A 14,234-nucleotide genomic window follows, 5' to 3' on the forward strand; every position below is an offset into this window, starting at 1 on the left:
GGGGCTACCGTCGCAGCTCGAAGCTCGTCTGCCCGACCTTGACCGGAGTGTTCACCGGGACGGGGGTCGGTGCGGTGACGCGCTTGCCGTCGAGGAATGTTCCGTTGGTGGAGTCGAGGTCCTGGATGACCCACTCGTCGCCCCAGAGCAGCAGGCGGGCGTGGTGGGTGGAGGTGTAGTCGTCGAGGATCTGCAGCCCCGACTCGCTCGAGCGGCCGATGGTGAGCGGCTCGGTGCCGAGGGCGATGTCGGTGCCCGACTTCGGGCCCGACGTGATGACGAGCCGGCTCGCGGTGCGGGTCGTCGCCATCGGCTTCGACGCCCCCTGCGCCGGCATCGGCGGGCCTGTCGGCAGCGACTGGACGGCCGGCGGGGTCGCCACGGGTGGTGCGGGCGGCACGTAGGCGGGCTGCTCCTGCAGCCGCTTCACCCGGCTGCCGAAGAGATCGGAGCGCAGGGCGTAGACGATCGCGAACACGAACGCCCAGAGGATCGCGAGGAACGCGACGCGGAGGATGAGGAGGGTCAGTTCGCTCATCGCTCGCCCCAGAAGTTGCCGAGGTTGTCGGGCCGCTGCTGCTGCTCCTGCGGCACGATGCGGAACACGATCCGCGTGCGCCCGATCTGCACGACCGAGTCCTGGGGGAGCAGCGCCTTCGAGATGCGCTCGCCGTTGAGCGTCGTGCCGTTGGTGGAGCCGAGGTCGTTCACCTGCGCGCGGGTGCCGTCCCAGAGGATCTCGACGTGGCGGCGGCTCGTGCCGCTGTCGTCGATCGTGATGTCCGCGTCCGAGCCGCGGCCGATGACCGTGCGGCCCCGCTTCAGCGGGTACCGGGTGCCGGCGACCTCGATGACGGGCGTCCAGGAGACGTCGCCGCCCTGCGCCGTGCTGGAGTCGACCTGCACGAGGCCGGCGGCGAGGCTCTCGTCGCGATCGAGCCGGATCAGGACCGGCCCGGCGAACTGGTAACCCTGCGACCGTGCGTGCTGCTGGACGAGCGTGGTCAGCTCGCCGGTGAGGCTCGAACCCATCGCGCTCATCCTCTCGAAGTCTTCCGGCGAGAGGCGGACGGTGAGCCGGTTCGGCGCGAGGATCCGGTCGCGAGAGACGACGGCGGCGTGGCTGTCGAGCTCCTTGCGCAGCGCGGCGGTGATCTCGATCGGCTGGAGACTGGACTTGAACGTCCGGGCGAAGGCCCCGTTGACCGCGCGCTCGAGACCTCTTTCGAAGTTGTCGAGTATGCCCACGAGTTCGCGGCCTTCCGGTCGAGCGCGCGCGGGATCCCGCGCAATGGCTTATTGAATGGTAGCCGTCCGCCCTCGCGCCCCCGGTCCGCCGCACGGGCATGCCCCCTCGTATCACAGCCGGTTCTTCCCTCGTATGCCGTCGTTTCACCGGTGCTCGCTGCAACAGAACGGACGTCCTGCAACGGCGTGCGGTTGCGAAACGGTCGTCCTGTTGCGGGTTCCGGCGCTGCTGTCGGCACCGCGGAGTTCGGCGGCCCTGTCGTCGCGTGCTAATCTCGACGATCGGCGCGCAAGCGCCCGGTGAGCGCGAGTGGCGGAATAGGCAGACGCGCACGGTTCAGGTCCGTGTGCCCGTGAGGGCGTGGGGGTTCAACTCCCCCCTCGCGCACCGAGAGCAGTGCAGCAAATGAGCTGGCACTGTTGAGCTTTGGGCTCGAGGGGAGGCCCGGACAGTCGGAATGACTGCCCGGGCCTTCTCAGTTCCCGCTTGCGGCGGTCTTCGCGCTCGCCGTGCGGGCATCGTGGCCCCGGCGCTCGCGGTCCAACATCAATTGCCCCTACTTCTGAGCAAGGGGCGATTGACCTGTGTTGGTGATCGTGCAGCGTGTGTCTAGGTCGTCAGCTGCCTGACGTGTTCTCGGCGTTGGGCGAGTGGGGGCGGGGCGGTTGGTTGCCCGCTTGCGGCTGGCTCGATCCTGGTTCCTAGGCCCAGCTCGTGGTGAGCCGGGTTGATAGGCGTGCCCTTCTCGCCAAAAGCTTGCGCGCTGCGCCTTCACGGAGGGCCATGAAGTTCCTGATGTTCGCGGCCTGCGACGATAAGCGCTGCCGCGAGGTAGCCGAAGGTGTTCCCCCGACTACGCCGCTTTCGGAGTTCTCGAGGTCCTCTTGCGTGCTGTCCCTCATGTGCGAGTAGCTACTTTCCACGGTGTTGCGGAGGCCGTACCAGCGCTGCCACTCGTCCCTCTTGTGGACGTACTTCTGGCTGTATTTGGCGCCGATCTCACCAGGAATCACTATGGTCCGTACAGAGGCGTTCTGTTTGATCTCACCGGTGATGTCGTCGTGCGATGACGCTCTCGGGGTCCGGATAGCTGAACTGCTGGCTGCCGTTGCGTCGGTCGCACCCTTCCTGAGGAGCCGGTACTGCTCCCGTTCACGCAGCTGGTTCACCAGGGGCGAGGACACGCCTGAGTGGATGGCCGAACGGAAGGCTTCCAAGCTCGCGCGGAACCTCCGCAACGCAATGGAGGGACTTGGCCGGTGTCTTCGTCGGCCTGATCGCGGTCCGCCCCCGACGTGTCCAAGCCGAACACGTCGAGCGGCCCGTGGGCCGATGTGGGTGCCGTCCGAGCGCGTCCGCACCCTCGCCGCACAGGTTCGCGCCGAGGTGGATAATCGTGCCGAGGTCGCAACACCCGCCTGGATTCTTGAGCTCGCCGAACGCGATCCTACGTGAATGAGGCGGGGTGATGGTCGAAGACGCCGAGCCGGCGAGATTCCTTGACGAGATCCCCTCGGGTAGTCAAGCGCCGTTCAGGGTGAGAACCGCCTCCGGCGCTCTATGCGCGCTGGGCCTCCGCGCTCAAACGGTGAGGCGCCTGCGTTGGGACGGCGAGCGACTCGAGATGCCAAGCGACGCGCTCCGGCATGACGGCGACGCGCTTCCTCTGCTGCGGTTCGAGCGGTGCCGCGTGGGCGAGGACTCAGTGGTCCTGCTGACCGGAGTCAGCGACGAGCCAAGCATTATCTTCACAGTGCGCCGAACGACACCGGTTGTATCCATCCCCGAGATCAGCCACCGTTGAGATCTAAGCAGCGTCGAGGTCGCTGCTGGCGTCCGCCGCGGTTACAAGCGGCTGCGGACCAAGGTGGTAGGGCGCTCCCCAGATGCTGGTGTCGGAACTGGCGGCCACATTCGCCTGGATCCGCTCGGGCCGTACTGCGTCGAGGGACGCAAGGGGATGCGCTCGGGCGACTGATCGCCCTGACGGCTCACCTCACGCTGCAATCGTCCGTCGTGCTCGCAGGCGATGGCATTTGCTGTCTACCGCCTAGTTGTACTCGGTCACCAGGTTGGTAGCAGTTCGGGTCTTGTGAAGCAGGAGAACCTCCGGGCTTAGTGGAGATGTCTGACGTCTCTACCAACCGGAGGTTCTCGTGTCTCACCGTAAGCTCGTCTGACGGTTCAGGGTCGGCTCCTGGTCGTCGCGAGGGCCAGTGCCGGCTGGAAAAAGGCACATATCGCGGCCGCGATGGGCCGCTCTCGAGGCTGCGTGGCGAAGTGGATCGCTCGCTATGCCGCTGAGGGCGAGGCCGGACTGCACGACCGGTCATCCCGACCGGGGCGTTCGCCGGCCAGAACGAATGCCGTGATCGAAGAGCGCGTGGTTGAGCTGCGTGAGCAGCAGCGCCGCGGCCCCGCCTGGATCGCAGAAGAGGCGGGAGTGGTCGCTCGGACCGTGTCGCGGATCTTACGGCGACGGGGACTGCCGCACCTGTCCGACCTCGATCCCATGACCGGTCAGCTCATTCGGGCCTCGAGGATCACCGCGACCCGTTACGAACGAGCCCAACCGGGCGAACTGGTGCACATGGACGTCAAAAAGCTCGGCAAGATCCCGGATGGCGGCGGCTGGCGAAGCAAGGGCGAGACAGCCGCGAACCACCAGTCACGCGTCGACAAGACCCCGATCGGCTTCGACTACGTCCACTCCCTCGTCGACGATCACTCACGGCCGGCCTATTCGGAGATCCTGCCCGACGAGAAGGGAACCACCTGCTCCGCGTTCCTGCTGCGCGCGGCCGCCTACTTCGCCGCTCACGGCATTCCCCGCATCCAGCGGCTGATGACCGACAACGCGCTGGCCTATCGCAAGTCCCTGTCCCGCGCAGTCGCTCAGCTGGGCGCCCGACAAGTCTTCATCCGTCCGCACTGCCCTTGGCAGAACGGGAAGGTCGAGCGCCTCAACCGGATGCTGATGACCGAATGGGCTTACCGGGAGGCCTTCACCACCAACGCCCAGAGGGCATCCGCCCTTGCCCCATGGCTCGAGGACTACAACACTCGACGCAACCACAGGCCCTCGGAGGCAAGCCGCCGATCAGCCGCCTGACACCAACGTCCTGACCGAGTACACCTAGTCGCGGACAGGGCCGCTGAGCGATTTGCGAGCGAACGGAGCAGCCGTGCGCAGCCGGTCTCTATCCACGTCGACTCGAGCGGATTCCGAGCTTGGGCGCGCGGGGCAGCGGCCGTCGCGATCCAAGACGCCGTCGGCAGGCTAACCGCCGAATACTGACCGAGCAGTAACACTTCGATTCCATCGCGTGCTTGAAGTGCCCGCGATCATCATGCAAGCCGGTGCCAGGTCTGTCGCGGACTGCGCGGGCTGAGGAGCTCGTTCTCCTGATTGAGCCGTGTCCTACTGCGTGCTCGAGGGCCGATCGCTGGCAGCGGCCCAAAGCGGGACCTCGGCGAGAAGGTGCCCACGTTCGGGTGACCGATCGAGCGTTCATCGGTACTGGGAAGATTGACGGCCCCCGGTGAGACTTCCTAAACGCGCCGAGGACGACGGGCACGAGGCTACGAGTACTTCGTCTCGAGGTACTCGCTGAGAGTGCGCGGGGCGGCCCCGGTGATGTTCTCGATGGCGTGACTGACGGGTGCCATGACGTTGCTGGCGATGGCGGTGTAGGTACTGACCCAAGCGTCGAGCTGCCAGGCGGGTGCGCCGTACTTCGCTCGGGATGCGTAGGCTTCCTCGATGCTCTCGTCGTAGTAGCTGACTTCGTTTCCGCGGGCGGCGCTGATCGTAGCGGCGACTTCAGCGAGGGAGAGGGCTTCGCGGCCGGTGAGGTCGTAGGTCTGGCCGGCGTGCTTGTCGGGGGCGGTGAGAATCTCGGCGGCGGTGCGGGCGACGTCGATTCGGGCGACGATGGCGCATCGTCCAGCTCCGGCGGGGCCGCGGATGACGCCGTCCTCGCCCACGAGAGCTTCCATGAAGTCGATATAGAAGCTGTCGCGGAGGAAGGTCCAGTTCATGCCGGAGGCCTTGATGTACTCCTCGGTGACGTAGTGATCGCGGGCGAGGGTGAAGGTGCTGTCGGGAGCGGCGGCGATGAACGAGGTGTAGACGATGTGCGACACTCCAGTGGCCGCGGCGGCGTCGATGAAGGCTCGATGCTGGTCCAGCCGGTCCGCGCTTTCGGAGGCGGACACCATGAACAGTGTCCCGACCCCATCGAGCGCGCCGGTGGCGGCGGCCTGGTCGGTGTAGCTGAACTGGTGCACGGTGGTGGCGGGCAGCTCTGGGGCCTTCGCAGGCGTGCGGACCAGGAGCCGCTGATGGATCCCACGGTCGGCGAGGTCACGGGCGACGAAGCCTCCGAGGACGCCGGTGGCGCCGGTGACGGCGATCGGGATGGTGGTCATGCGCTTGGCCTTTCTACGGCGGTGATGAGGCGGTTGATGATGTCCCCGGCGTCGCCGCCGAGCGAGGCGGCGCGGCCGGTGAGCGGTTCAGGTACCCCTGGGTGGTCGCGATTGACTCGTATGAGGGTCGCTCTGGGAATGACGGTCGCGATGTGTTCGACCGGCCATCGGATGACGCTCGGGGTGTTGAAGCCGCTGCCGATCTCGACGATCGCCAGCGATTCGCCGCTGTCACGTGTGTCGGTCAGCCAGTCGTTGAGGGAGTCCAGTTGGGGTTGGAAGTGGTCGTTGATGTACCAGGAGCCGGCAAAGACGTTGAGGAACACCTCTCCACCACAGTTCGGGCACGACGGCACCGCATCCTCGGAGGTCTGACCGGTTAGGGGGTCGTAGTTCTCGAGGACGTGGGCGATGATGCCGCGGGCGTCCCAGACGATGCGCGTGCATGGCTCGAGGCATTGGTAAAGCGCGTAATCGCCCTGTGGGGTGTAAACGGACTCGGAAGCGAATCCGTTTCGGGTGAAGAGGGCGTCGACGTTGGAGGACATGACGAAGTGCTCGCGGTCGCCCACGGCGGACCGCAGTGCCTGGTAAAGCGCGTTCGGTCCGTCGCCGAGGCGGATGTCGTTGACGTGGGTGGCCCAGTACCCCCACATGTGTCGTGGCGGGAGGGGGTAGCCGATGAGTTGGTAGCGCGCACTGAATCCGGCCGCGCTGAGTGCGGGGAAAAGCTCATGGAACCGTTCCCGGTCGGTGTAGTCATAGCCAGCGGCGGCGGAAAGTCCGGCTCCAGCACCGATGAGAACACGGTCTGCGGTGTGAATGGCGTCGAGCGCCTGGTCCTGGTCGAGGTCGCCGGCGGCGAGTTGGGGGAGGGACCGCTGATGGTGGCTCATGCGGCGCGGAGTTTCTGAAGGGCCGCGCGGTAGACCGCTTCGTCGGCGGCGGTGAAGAGGCTGATGACGACGCGGAGGCGGCTTGAGGGGTTTTCAGCGAACCAGGCGGCGAGGACGGTGAGGCAGATGGTGGCGGCCGGGGCCTTGGGGAAGCCGAACACGCCTGTGGAGACGCTGCAGAGCCCGACCGAGTCGAGCCCTGCCGCTTCAGCTGCGGCGAGGATGCTGCGGTAGCTGTTGGTGAGCGCCTCCTCGTGGGCGGCGCGAAGCTCGCCGTGAACGATAGGACCGACGGTGTGGATGACGTGCTTGGCAGGCAGGTGGTAGCCCCCTGTGATCGTGGCCGTGCCCGTGGGTTCGGCATGTCCTTGCTCGCTCATGTGGCGGGCGCACTCGGCGCGTAGCTCCGGCCCAGCAGCGGCGTGGATGACGTTATCGATGCAGGCGTGCTCGGGCCGGAAGCAGCCCAGCATCTGCGCATTGGCGGCGTTGACGATCGCGCCGGCGCGTAGCCGGGTGAGATCTCCACGCCAGAGGGCAATGCGGTCAATGGGAAGACCTGTGGCACCCACTTCTTCGACTGCGAGCGTGGGTAGATTCATCGCTTCGATGACGCCGCGCTCGTCACGCTCCCGGGATAGCAGCAAGTCAAGCTCGTGGAGCACCTGAGCCGGGATGGGTCGTGGTGGCCGCATCGTCAGCATGGCCGCCAACAGCTCTCGCTGCCGCCCCCTGTCTCGCTCGCTGCGAACGTACTGCGCCTGATCGGAGGTCAGAACGTCGCCTGCGAAGTAGTCGATAAGACCGTCGAACTGTTGGTTCATCACGCCGCAGCGAAACGTCGGCGCGCTTGCAGGATCGGTTCCATGTGCTCCTTAGCCCAGTCCTCGAGGGCCTTGAGCGGAACCTGGAGTGTGCGCCCGGCATCGCTCAACTCGTAGTCAACGCGCACCGGTACGGCGGCGGTGACGGTGCGGATGACCAAACCGTCCTCTTCCAGCGCCCGAAGCGTTTGCGTCAGCATCTTCTGCGATACCCCGTCGATGCGCGCCGCGAGCTCGGAGAAGCGCATCGGACCATCGGAGAGGGCTCCGATCACGAGGACGGTCCACCGATCCCCGATCCGATCGAGGAGCTTGCGCGTCGGACAGTTGCGGTCGTACGGGTTCCACTCCACCTAAGCCTCCAGTCACTAAAAAACCAGCAAGGCACTTTTCGGTGCCTACTTCCGTCCGGCTTGTAACTCTCTTACGGTAACTCATGCGTTCGGCGAATGGAACCCTGCCGTCCGGCGCGACGTACCCCAAGGACGCTCGTCGGAGCAGCCCCGAAATGAGAAAGCACCGTCGTGACCCGCACCTCCAGACGCCTCGCCGCCCTGAGCGGCCTCGTCATCGGCGCAACCGCCCTGGTCGGCTGCGCGCCCACTGCCTTTCCGCCCGCCCCTACAACCCCTGAGGAGACGACCATGAGCGACGACCAGACACCCGCCGAGATTGTGACGGCGGCGACCACCGCCGTCTTCGGCGACCGCGACCTGTCGGCGATCGACGACTATTTCGGCCCCACCTACAGGCAGCACTCAACTCTCGCCACCGACGGTGTCGAGGGCCTGCGCGCCCTCGCCGGCTCGCTCGGCGACGACTTCCGCTACGAGCCCGCCCGCCTCATCGCCGACGGCGACCTCGTGATGACGCAGGGCACGTACTTCGGCTTCGGGCCGGACCCCCTCACCGGCTACGACGTCTGGCGCGTGGAAGACGGCAAGATCGTCGAGCACTGGGATTCACTCACGCCGGTTGTTACCGAGACCGTCAGCGGCCGTTCCCAGACCGACGGGCCGACCGAGGTCACGGACCTCGACAAGACCGCGCAGAACAAGGAGCTCGTCACCGCGTTCGCCGAGAAGGTGCTGGTTGGGGCCGACTACAGCCTGCTGACCGACTACATCTCGGCGGAGCAGTACGACCAGCACAACCCGGAAGCCGCAGACGGACTCGCCGGCTTCGGTGCCGCCGTGGAGAAGTGGGCCGCAGACGGCAAGAACCTGGCTTACAAGCAGGTGCATCAGGTCATCGCCCAGGGCAACTTCGTCTTCACCCGCTCCGAAGGCGACTTCGGCGTCCCGTCCATCTACAACGACCTCTGGCGCGTTCAGGACGGCAAGATCGTCGAGCACTGGGACGTTGTCATCCCCGTGCCGGCCGACCTTCCGCACAGCAACGGCGTCTTCTAAGCAAACGACGGGGGCGCCGCGCAAGATCGCAGGCGCCCCCTTTCCTTCCCTCGCCTCCAACCCGCGATGTGAACTTCTCCGCCGAGACGCGCTCGAGGCGGTGCGGGGCTGCCGTTGGCGATCGCGAAGGTCGCAAATATACGGACGTTCTGATAGTTTCGCCACGGACATGTAGCTGGCTTGAAGAAGGTGCTCCTTGAATCGACCGCGGCGCAGCGATCCTGATCGCAGGACACGCATCCTGGAGGCGACTCTCGATGTCATCGCCCAGCACGGATCCCCCGGAGCCACCTACCGATCAGTAGCCGAAGCCGCTGACGTGCCCCTCGGCTCGATGACTTATCACTTTCCCACCCGCGACGAGATGCTCCTCAGCGCCTTTCAGCTTCTCGCCGACGAGCAGCACCGGCGGTTCGACGCGATCCTTGCCGACCTTCACGAGGGGGAGGATCCCCGTGACCGGATCGTCGAACTCATCGTCACTCTCGGAGCGGGATACGGGCGAGACATGGTGCTGTCGGCAGAGCTCTACGCCTTGGCAGTCCGCGACGCTCGGTATCGAGAGTTGATCCAGGCGTGGATGCACAAGTCGCGGCGCTCGATCGAGCGGCACTTTCCCGCAGACCTCGCCGCCACGATCGACGCGCTTCAGGAGGGGCTCGTTCTTCATAGTCACATCTCCGCCGAGCCGTTCGACGCGGAACGTATCCGTCGAGCCGTCTACAGCCTCATTCCCGCGCCTTCTCGCTGAAATCCCACTCCGCTCTCCTCTACCCCCTGGACCGTCGTGAAAAACCGCCCTGCCCTGACGCTTGCCCTGCTGATCTTCATCCCGGGCCTCGGGATCTCGTCCTGGGTGACGCGGTCCCCTGACCTTCGAGACGTTCTCGGCGCCTCGACCGTCGAGATCGGCCTCATCTTGTTGGGGCTGTCGCTCGGCTCAATGATCGGCATCCTGAGTTCCGGACCGTTGGTGGCGCGACTAGGCACTCGCCCGGTAATCCTCACTGCCACCGCGTCGATCGTCGGAGGGGTGGCGATAATCGGGCTGGGAGGAGCCTTCGCTCAGGGTTTCGTCGTGGCGACCGGGCTCTTCTTCTTCGGGCTTGGGATGGGGGGCGGGGAAGTAGGGCTCAACGTCGCGGGCGCTGAGATCGAGCGCCAGCGAGGCAAGGATTTCCTACCGACGCTGCACGGGTGCTTCAGCCTCGGCACGACGGTCGGCGCCGGCGCCGGCATCGCCTGCACTGCCATGCAAGTGCCCGTGTCAGTGCACCTGGGCGTCGCCGCCGCTGTCGCAGCCGTGATGCTCCTCGCTGCCGCTCCCGGGGTGGTCGTCAACATCGGTCGGCAGACCGCAGCGACGCCGACCGGGCCTCGATCGCAGAGCGTGCTCCGGGATCCGAAGCTGCTCGTCATCGGCGCCGTGGTGCTAGCGATGGCCTTCGCCGAGGGAACGGCAAACGATTGGCTGCCGCTGGTCATGGTCGATGGTCACGGCTTCGACCCCGCCTCAGGATCGGCGATGTACGCGCTCTTCGCTGTCGCCATGACGGTGGGGCGCTTCACTGGCGGATGGCTCAGCGCCAAGATTGCGCGATCGGTGTTGCTCGCCGCGAGCGCAATGCTGGGAGCGGTCGGACTTGCGCTCGTGATCTTCGTCGACGGTAGTCCTGCGGTCCTCCTGGGCGCGATCGTCCTCTGGGGGCTGGGGGCTTCCCTCGGATTCCCTCTAGCGCTCTCCGCGGCTGGCGCCTCGGGCGAGAACTCTGCGGCTCGCGTCAGTTTTGCCTCGATCGTTGGGTACATGGCATTCCTGGTCGGGCCTCCCCTCCTCGGGGTCCTGGGCGAAGAGGTTGGCTTGCGGAACGCAATGATCGTCGTACTCGTAGTGGTCGGTGCCGCGATCTTCGCTGCTCCTGCAACCCGCCCAAGGCAGAACGCCCCTGTCGTTGCCGTCTCCGCAGTTCCCGAGCCTCGCGTCAGCAGCGACGCCTGAGGTCCAGCTTTCCCTGATTGGGGCGACGGCACCGCACTGACCATCACCTTCGTCTCTTCCGGCACCGACACCAAGGAGTATTCATGTTCTCGCCGCTGCCAATCGGCGTCATGCTGCCACGCGACCTCAGTGCGAGCGATGTTCTCCACTTCGCCCGGAGCGCTGAAGCGGCCGGAGCTGCGGAGCTTTGGGTAGTTGAGGACCTCGGCTTCCGAGGCGGCATTGCGCAAGCTGGAGCTGTGCTAGCGGCGACTACCTCACTACGAGTCGGCATCGGCATATTGCCTGCCGCCGTCCGAAACCCCGTCTACCTGGCGATGGAACTGGCAACGCTGGCCCAACTATTCCCCGGAAGAATCGACGCTGGCATCGGACACGGCATGCCCGGCTGGCTTCGACAGATCGACGCCTGGCCCTGGCGGCCTCTGGCCCTTCTCGAGCAGACTCTCATCACCGTCCGGAGGTTGCTCGCAGGGGAAGAAGCGGGCGGAGCACGTCTTGATCCGGCTGCCGTCCCGATGGCACCACCCCCGCTGCTCGCGGGGGTTCGAGGCCCTCGATCCCTCGCCGTCGCAGGTCGCCTCGCTGACGGCACCGTTCTCGCTGAACCAGTGACGCCGGAGTACGCGACGGCGTCGCTGGCTCAGATCAAAGCCCGAGTGCCGCATCGCCTCGTTGCCTACAACGTTGCCAGCGTCGATGACGACGAGCGGAAGGCGTTCGCAGCAGCTCGCCCAGCTCTCGCGTGGATCGGCGAACCGGACTGGGATGTACACGTCGCTGACCTGATCTTCGCGGATGAGTTCCGGGCGTTACGAGCCGTCGCAGACGGTCCCGAGGATTTCGCTCGTCAGCTCCCTGATGCGTGGGTCGCTGAACTCGCCCTCGCCGGAACAGCACAACGAGTACGCAACCGACTAACGGCGCTGCGCAATGCAGGCGTGACGGAAGTCGTACTCCAGCCGACACCCTCGTCACCTTTTGCTGCAATCGATGCGCTCCACGCGCTGGCATAGGAGGTGCAGTGTTAGGCAGATTCTCGGGTGATCACTCGAAGTTGAGGTGTCGGCACATCGTCTGACTGTTCACGATCGACAAGTTGCGCTAACTCAGCCACCCTGACCCGGTCGTGATCGATCAGACTGACGCTGGTGAGGGCAGGGATCGCCGCTGCCGCAAGAGGTGAGTCATCGACGCCGATGACAGCGAGCTCTTGCGGTACGGCCAGGCCGAGATGTGAGGCGGCCGACAGAACGCAGAACGCGATTTCATCGTTGTAGGCAGCGATCGATCGTAAACCTGGCGATTGACGTCGAGCTGACACGAGGGCCTCTGCAATCGTGGCCACATCGTGACTGGAGCAGACGTGGACCGCCTCCATCTCGAGGATTGTCGCTTCGTCAAGAAGCGAGGCGAGCCGCACCTCGTCGAAATTGTTGAGCTGATCCTCATCGGTTCCGCAGTATCCAATGACCTCGTGGCCGCGAGAGTGCAGATACCGCACCTGAGCCCGAGCGGCAGCACCGACCTCGCGCGCCAACGCTGCTGAGTCAGGGAACATCGAGAGGACTCTCTCCACACCGACCGATCGCAGCTCCTCCTTCAGTTCACGGCTCAACGGGGTCACCGTAACCACCACTTGTGGGGCGAGCACGGTCGCAAGCGAGCGAAGCCGAGAGCGCGCTGGATCGCTGCTGAGACCAGGGAAGTCGACGACCGGTAGGTAGCCGAGGCCGGTGAGTGCCTCGGCGGTTTCCCGCGCTGATCTCGCAACCAGGTCGCCATAGGGGATCTCGCTCAAGTCGATGACAGCGATCGTGGATTTCCCCACAGCGAGGGCGCGAGCGTGGGCGTTCGGCACATAGCCCAGCTCGCGGGCGACCCGCGTGACCTTGTCACGGGTTGCCTCTGGGATGCTCTGCCCCGGTGTGGCGTTGAGGACGTAGCTGACGGTAGCGCTGGACACCCCGCTCCGACGCGCCACATCTGCGGCAGTTGCCCGTTTCGCCGGTTCCTTCACGTGCACATGGTGACACAGACTCCCGCCGCGCTTCGTCGTGTGCTAGCTTGACTCCCCGTACTACTTATGCGCTTAAGTAGCCCCGAAGGAGTGGCAATGACAACACCAATCGAACCGGCGAACTCCGCCGAAACTCTCGTCGAGCCGAGCAGGTCCGAGTCGCCCGTCAGCAAGAGAACCGTCGGCGCGTTCCTGGGCGCCTACGTCGGCGCGTTCCTAGTTCTCATCGTCCCCATCGCTTCGACTCTCGCGTTGAAGGTCGCTGAGGTCGCACCGGACTCGCGCGAAGCGTCGCTCGGAGTCATCTCAGCGATAGGCGCCTTCGCTGCGCTCGTGGCGAATCCGATATTTGGGGCACTCAGTGATCGGACTACATCGAGGTTCGGCATGCGGCGCCCGTGGGTTCTCGGCGGCGCGATCGTTGGTTTCGCGGCGGTGCTCGTCCTTGCCTCCGCACCCAACGTGCTGGTTGTCGGACTCGCTTGGACGATTGTTCAGCTGGCGATGAACGCTGTCCTGTCGGGTCTGGCAGCTTTCCTGCCGGACCGAGTCCCGGAGCAGCAGCGCGGCAAAGTGTCGGCGTTCACTGGGGTCGCGCAGCAGCTAGCGCCTTTCATCGGCCTGCTTGTCGCCAACGTCGCATTCGGTTTCGGCGGCGGACTGACCGGCATGTTCATCGTGCCCTCGGCCCTCGGTCTCGCGCTCATCGTCCTCTACGTTCTGACGACTAGGGACCGCGTTCTGTCCCCCAACCTCCGGCAGTCCTTCAGGATCTCGACTGTTTTCAAAGCCTTCGCGTTCAACCCTCGCCGCAATCCCGACTTCGCGTGGGCGTGGCTCGGGCGTTTCCTCATCGTTCTCGCGTTCGCGGCGAACAGCACCTACCAGGTGTACTTCCTAAACGAACGCCTGGGCATTCCGCTCGAGCAGGCGGCGCTCTACCAGTTGGGTCTCGCCGTTCTGTCGGCAGTACTGCTCACAATCAGTGCGAGCGTCTCCGGAGCGATTTCTGACCGTCTGAAGCGTCGGAAGGTGTTTGTCTTCATCGCGTCAGGACTTGTTGCTGCGGGGAGCCTAATCACGGCCTTCTCCTTCGAGTTGCCGGTATACCTGATCGCGGCTGCCGTCACCGCAATCGCGACGGGAACGTACTTCGCCGTCGACCTTGCTCTCGTGACCGACGTCCTGCCGAACAAGGAGACGGCGGCTGCGAAGGACATGGGGATCTTCAACATCGCGAACGCCCTTCCCCAGTCGTTGGCGCCGGCCCTCGCGCCGCTCTTGCTCTCTATCGGAGGCGGCGGAAACTACACCGCCCTCTTCATCGGTGCAGCGATCGTCGCCGTATTGGGTGCGCTGACCGTCGTTCCGATCAAAAAGGTTCGCTGACCTCCGACCACGAT

The 14,234-nt window shown here is 65.5% G+C and carries 14 protein-coding genes, 1 tRNA gene and 2 pseudogenes; 9 read left to right on the forward strand and 8 right to left on the reverse strand.

What is annotated here, in order from left to right:
- Positions 1 to 4: 4 nt before the first annotated feature.
- Both J3P36_RS11085 and J3P36_RS11090 read right to left on the reverse strand, forming a co-directional pair.
- Entirely contained in the window at positions 5 to 538 is a 534-nt protein-coding gene (locus J3P36_RS11085; protein ID WP_210508097.1) for an FHA domain-containing protein, read from the reverse strand.
- Positions 535 to 1,248, reverse strand: coding sequence for a DUF3662 and FHA domain-containing protein (locus J3P36_RS11090; RefSeq protein WP_210508098.1), 714 nt, complete (start codon positions 1,246 to 1,248; stop codon positions 535 to 537). Before J3P36_RS11090 ends, J3P36_RS11085 begins: the two co-directional genes overlap by 4 nt.
- 304 nt (positions 1,249 to 1,552) lie before the next feature.
- Here J3P36_RS11090 and J3P36_RS11095 point away from each other — a divergent pair.
- Positions 1,553 to 1,636: transfer RNA gene (locus J3P36_RS11095), tRNA-Leu, on the forward strand.
- A gap of 314 nt (positions 1,637 to 1,950) precedes the next feature.
- On the opposite strand, the gene J3P36_RS11100 is transcribed toward J3P36_RS11095, so the two are convergent.
- Positions 1,951 to 2,418: a hypothetical protein gene (locus J3P36_RS11100; protein ID WP_210508099.1), complete on the reverse strand. Its 468-nt coding sequence runs from the start codon at positions 2,416 to 2,418 to the stop codon at positions 1,951 to 1,953.
- A 299-nt stretch (positions 2,419 to 2,717) separates the two neighbouring features.
- On the opposite strand from J3P36_RS11100, the gene J3P36_RS11105 reads away from it, so the two are divergent.
- Both J3P36_RS11105 and J3P36_RS11110 read left to right on the forward strand, forming a co-directional pair.
- A complete protein-coding gene (locus J3P36_RS11105) occupies positions 2,718 to 3,053 on the forward strand; it encodes a hypothetical protein (RefSeq protein WP_210508100.1) in 336 nt (111 codons plus the stop codon).
- Positions 3,054 to 3,405: 352 nt separating this feature from the next.
- Positions 3,406 to 4,375, forward strand: a pseudogene (locus tag J3P36_RS11110) (IS481 family transposase).
- 456 nt (positions 4,376 to 4,831) lie between these two features.
- Here the strand turns inward: J3P36_RS11110 and J3P36_RS11115 are convergent.
- From J3P36_RS11115 to J3P36_RS11130, 4 genes are read right to left on the reverse strand one after another with little or no spacing between them, the layout of a single operon-like run.
- On the reverse strand, positions 4,832 to 5,680 hold the full coding sequence (locus tag J3P36_RS11115) for an SDR family oxidoreductase (protein WP_210508101.1): 849 nt from the start codon (positions 5,678 to 5,680) through the stop codon (positions 4,832 to 4,834).
- Positions 5,677 to 6,576, reverse strand: coding sequence for a hypothetical protein (locus J3P36_RS11120; protein ID WP_210508102.1), 900 nt, complete (start codon positions 6,574 to 6,576; stop codon positions 5,677 to 5,679). Before J3P36_RS11120 ends, J3P36_RS11115 begins: the two co-directional genes overlap by 4 nt.
- On the reverse strand, positions 6,573 to 7,400 hold the full coding sequence (locus tag J3P36_RS11125) for a macro domain-containing protein (protein ID WP_210508105.1): 828 nt from the start codon (positions 7,398 to 7,400) through the stop codon (positions 6,573 to 6,575). Before J3P36_RS11125 ends, J3P36_RS11120 begins: the two co-directional genes overlap by 4 nt.
- Positions 7,400 to 7,753, reverse strand: a complete 354-nt coding sequence (locus J3P36_RS11130) for a helix-turn-helix domain-containing protein (RefSeq protein ID WP_207455492.1) — start codon at positions 7,751 to 7,753, stop codon at positions 7,400 to 7,402. Before J3P36_RS11130 ends, J3P36_RS11125 begins: the two co-directional genes overlap by 1 nt.
- A 291-nt stretch (positions 7,754 to 8,044) precedes the next feature.
- On the opposite strand from J3P36_RS11130, the gene J3P36_RS11135 reads away from it, so the two are divergent.
- The 5 genes and pseudogenes from J3P36_RS11135 (at position 8,045) to J3P36_RS11150 (ending at position 11,827) form a co-directional block, all read left to right on the forward strand.
- Positions 8,045 to 8,812, forward strand: coding sequence for a nuclear transport factor 2 family protein (locus tag J3P36_RS11135; protein ID WP_210508106.1), 768 nt, complete (start codon positions 8,045 to 8,047; stop codon positions 8,810 to 8,812).
- A gap of 196 nt (positions 8,813 to 9,008) precedes the next feature.
- The gene (locus J3P36_RS11140; protein WP_207455495.1) at positions 9,009 to 9,563 is read left to right on the forward strand and encodes a TetR/AcrR family transcriptional regulator; all 555 of its coding nucleotides are present in this window, start codon (positions 9,009 to 9,011) and stop codon (positions 9,561 to 9,563) included.
- A gap of 24 nt (positions 9,564 to 9,587) precedes the next feature.
- Positions 9,588 to 9,944, forward strand: a pseudogene (locus tag J3P36_RS16905) (MFS transporter); the annotation flags it as partial.
- On the forward strand, positions 9,924 to 10,811 hold the full coding sequence (locus J3P36_RS11145; RefSeq protein WP_374100724.1) for an MFS transporter: 888 nt from the start codon (positions 9,924 to 9,926) through the stop codon (positions 10,809 to 10,811). The pseudogene J3P36_RS16905 and the gene J3P36_RS11145, both read left to right, overlap by 21 nt.
- 83 nt (positions 10,812 to 10,894) lie before the next feature.
- Positions 10,895 to 11,827, forward strand: coding sequence for an LLM class flavin-dependent oxidoreductase (locus J3P36_RS11150; RefSeq protein ID WP_210508108.1), 933 nt, complete (start codon positions 10,895 to 10,897; stop codon positions 11,825 to 11,827).
- An 11-nt stretch (positions 11,828 to 11,838) separates the two neighbouring features.
- Here the strand turns inward: J3P36_RS11150 and J3P36_RS11155 are convergent, their stop codons facing one another.
- A complete protein-coding gene (locus J3P36_RS11155; RefSeq protein WP_307807057.1) occupies positions 11,839 to 12,837 on the reverse strand; it encodes a LacI family DNA-binding transcriptional regulator in 999 nt (332 codons plus the stop codon).
- A gap of 90 nt (positions 12,838 to 12,927) precedes the next feature.
- Here J3P36_RS11155 and J3P36_RS11160 point away from each other — a divergent pair, with 90 nt between their 5' ends.
- Entirely contained in the window at positions 12,928 to 14,220 is a 1,293-nt protein-coding gene (locus J3P36_RS11160) for an MFS transporter (RefSeq protein ID WP_210508110.1), read from the forward strand.
- Positions 14,221 to 14,234: the final 14 nt, after the last annotated feature.

The sequence above is a fragment of the Naasia sp. SYSU D00057 genome (assembly GCF_017916505.1).
In the GTDB taxonomy this organism is placed as follows: Bacteria; Actinomycetota; Actinomycetes; order Actinomycetales; family Microbacteriaceae; genus Naasia.

Bases quoted from the DNA above. Each gene is read 5' to 3' on its own strand.
- J3P36_RS11085 (WP_210508097.1), bottom strand. From the start codon at position 538: ATGAGCGAACTGACCCTCCTCATCCTCCGCGTCGCGTTCCTCGCGATC.
- J3P36_RS11105 (WP_210508100.1), top strand. From the start codon at position 2,718: ATGGTCGAAGACGCCGAGCCGGCGAGATTCCTTGACGAGATCCCCTCG.
- J3P36_RS11115 (WP_210508101.1), bottom strand. From the start codon at position 5,680: ATGACCACCATCCCGATCGCCGTCACCGGCGCCACCGGCGTCCTCGGA.
- J3P36_RS11120 (WP_210508102.1), bottom strand. From the start codon at position 6,576: ATGAGCCACCATCAGCGGTCCCTCCCCCAACTCGCCGCCGGCGACCTC.
- J3P36_RS11125 (WP_210508105.1), bottom strand. From the start codon at position 7,400: ATGAACCAACAGTTCGACGGTCTTATCGACTACTTCGCAGGCGACGTT.
- J3P36_RS11135 (WP_210508106.1), top strand. From the start codon at position 8,045: ATGAGCGACGACCAGACACCCGCCGAGATTGTGACGGCGGCGACCACC.
- J3P36_RS11145 (WP_374100724.1), top strand. From the start codon at position 9,924: ATGGGGGGCGGGGAAGTAGGGCTCAACGTCGCGGGCGCTGAGATCGAG.
- J3P36_RS11150 (WP_210508108.1), top strand. From the start codon at position 10,895: ATGTTCTCGCCGCTGCCAATCGGCGTCATGCTGCCACGCGACCTCAGT.
- J3P36_RS11160 (WP_210508110.1), top strand. From the start codon at position 12,928: ATGACAACACCAATCGAACCGGCGAACTCCGCCGAAACTCTCGTCGAG.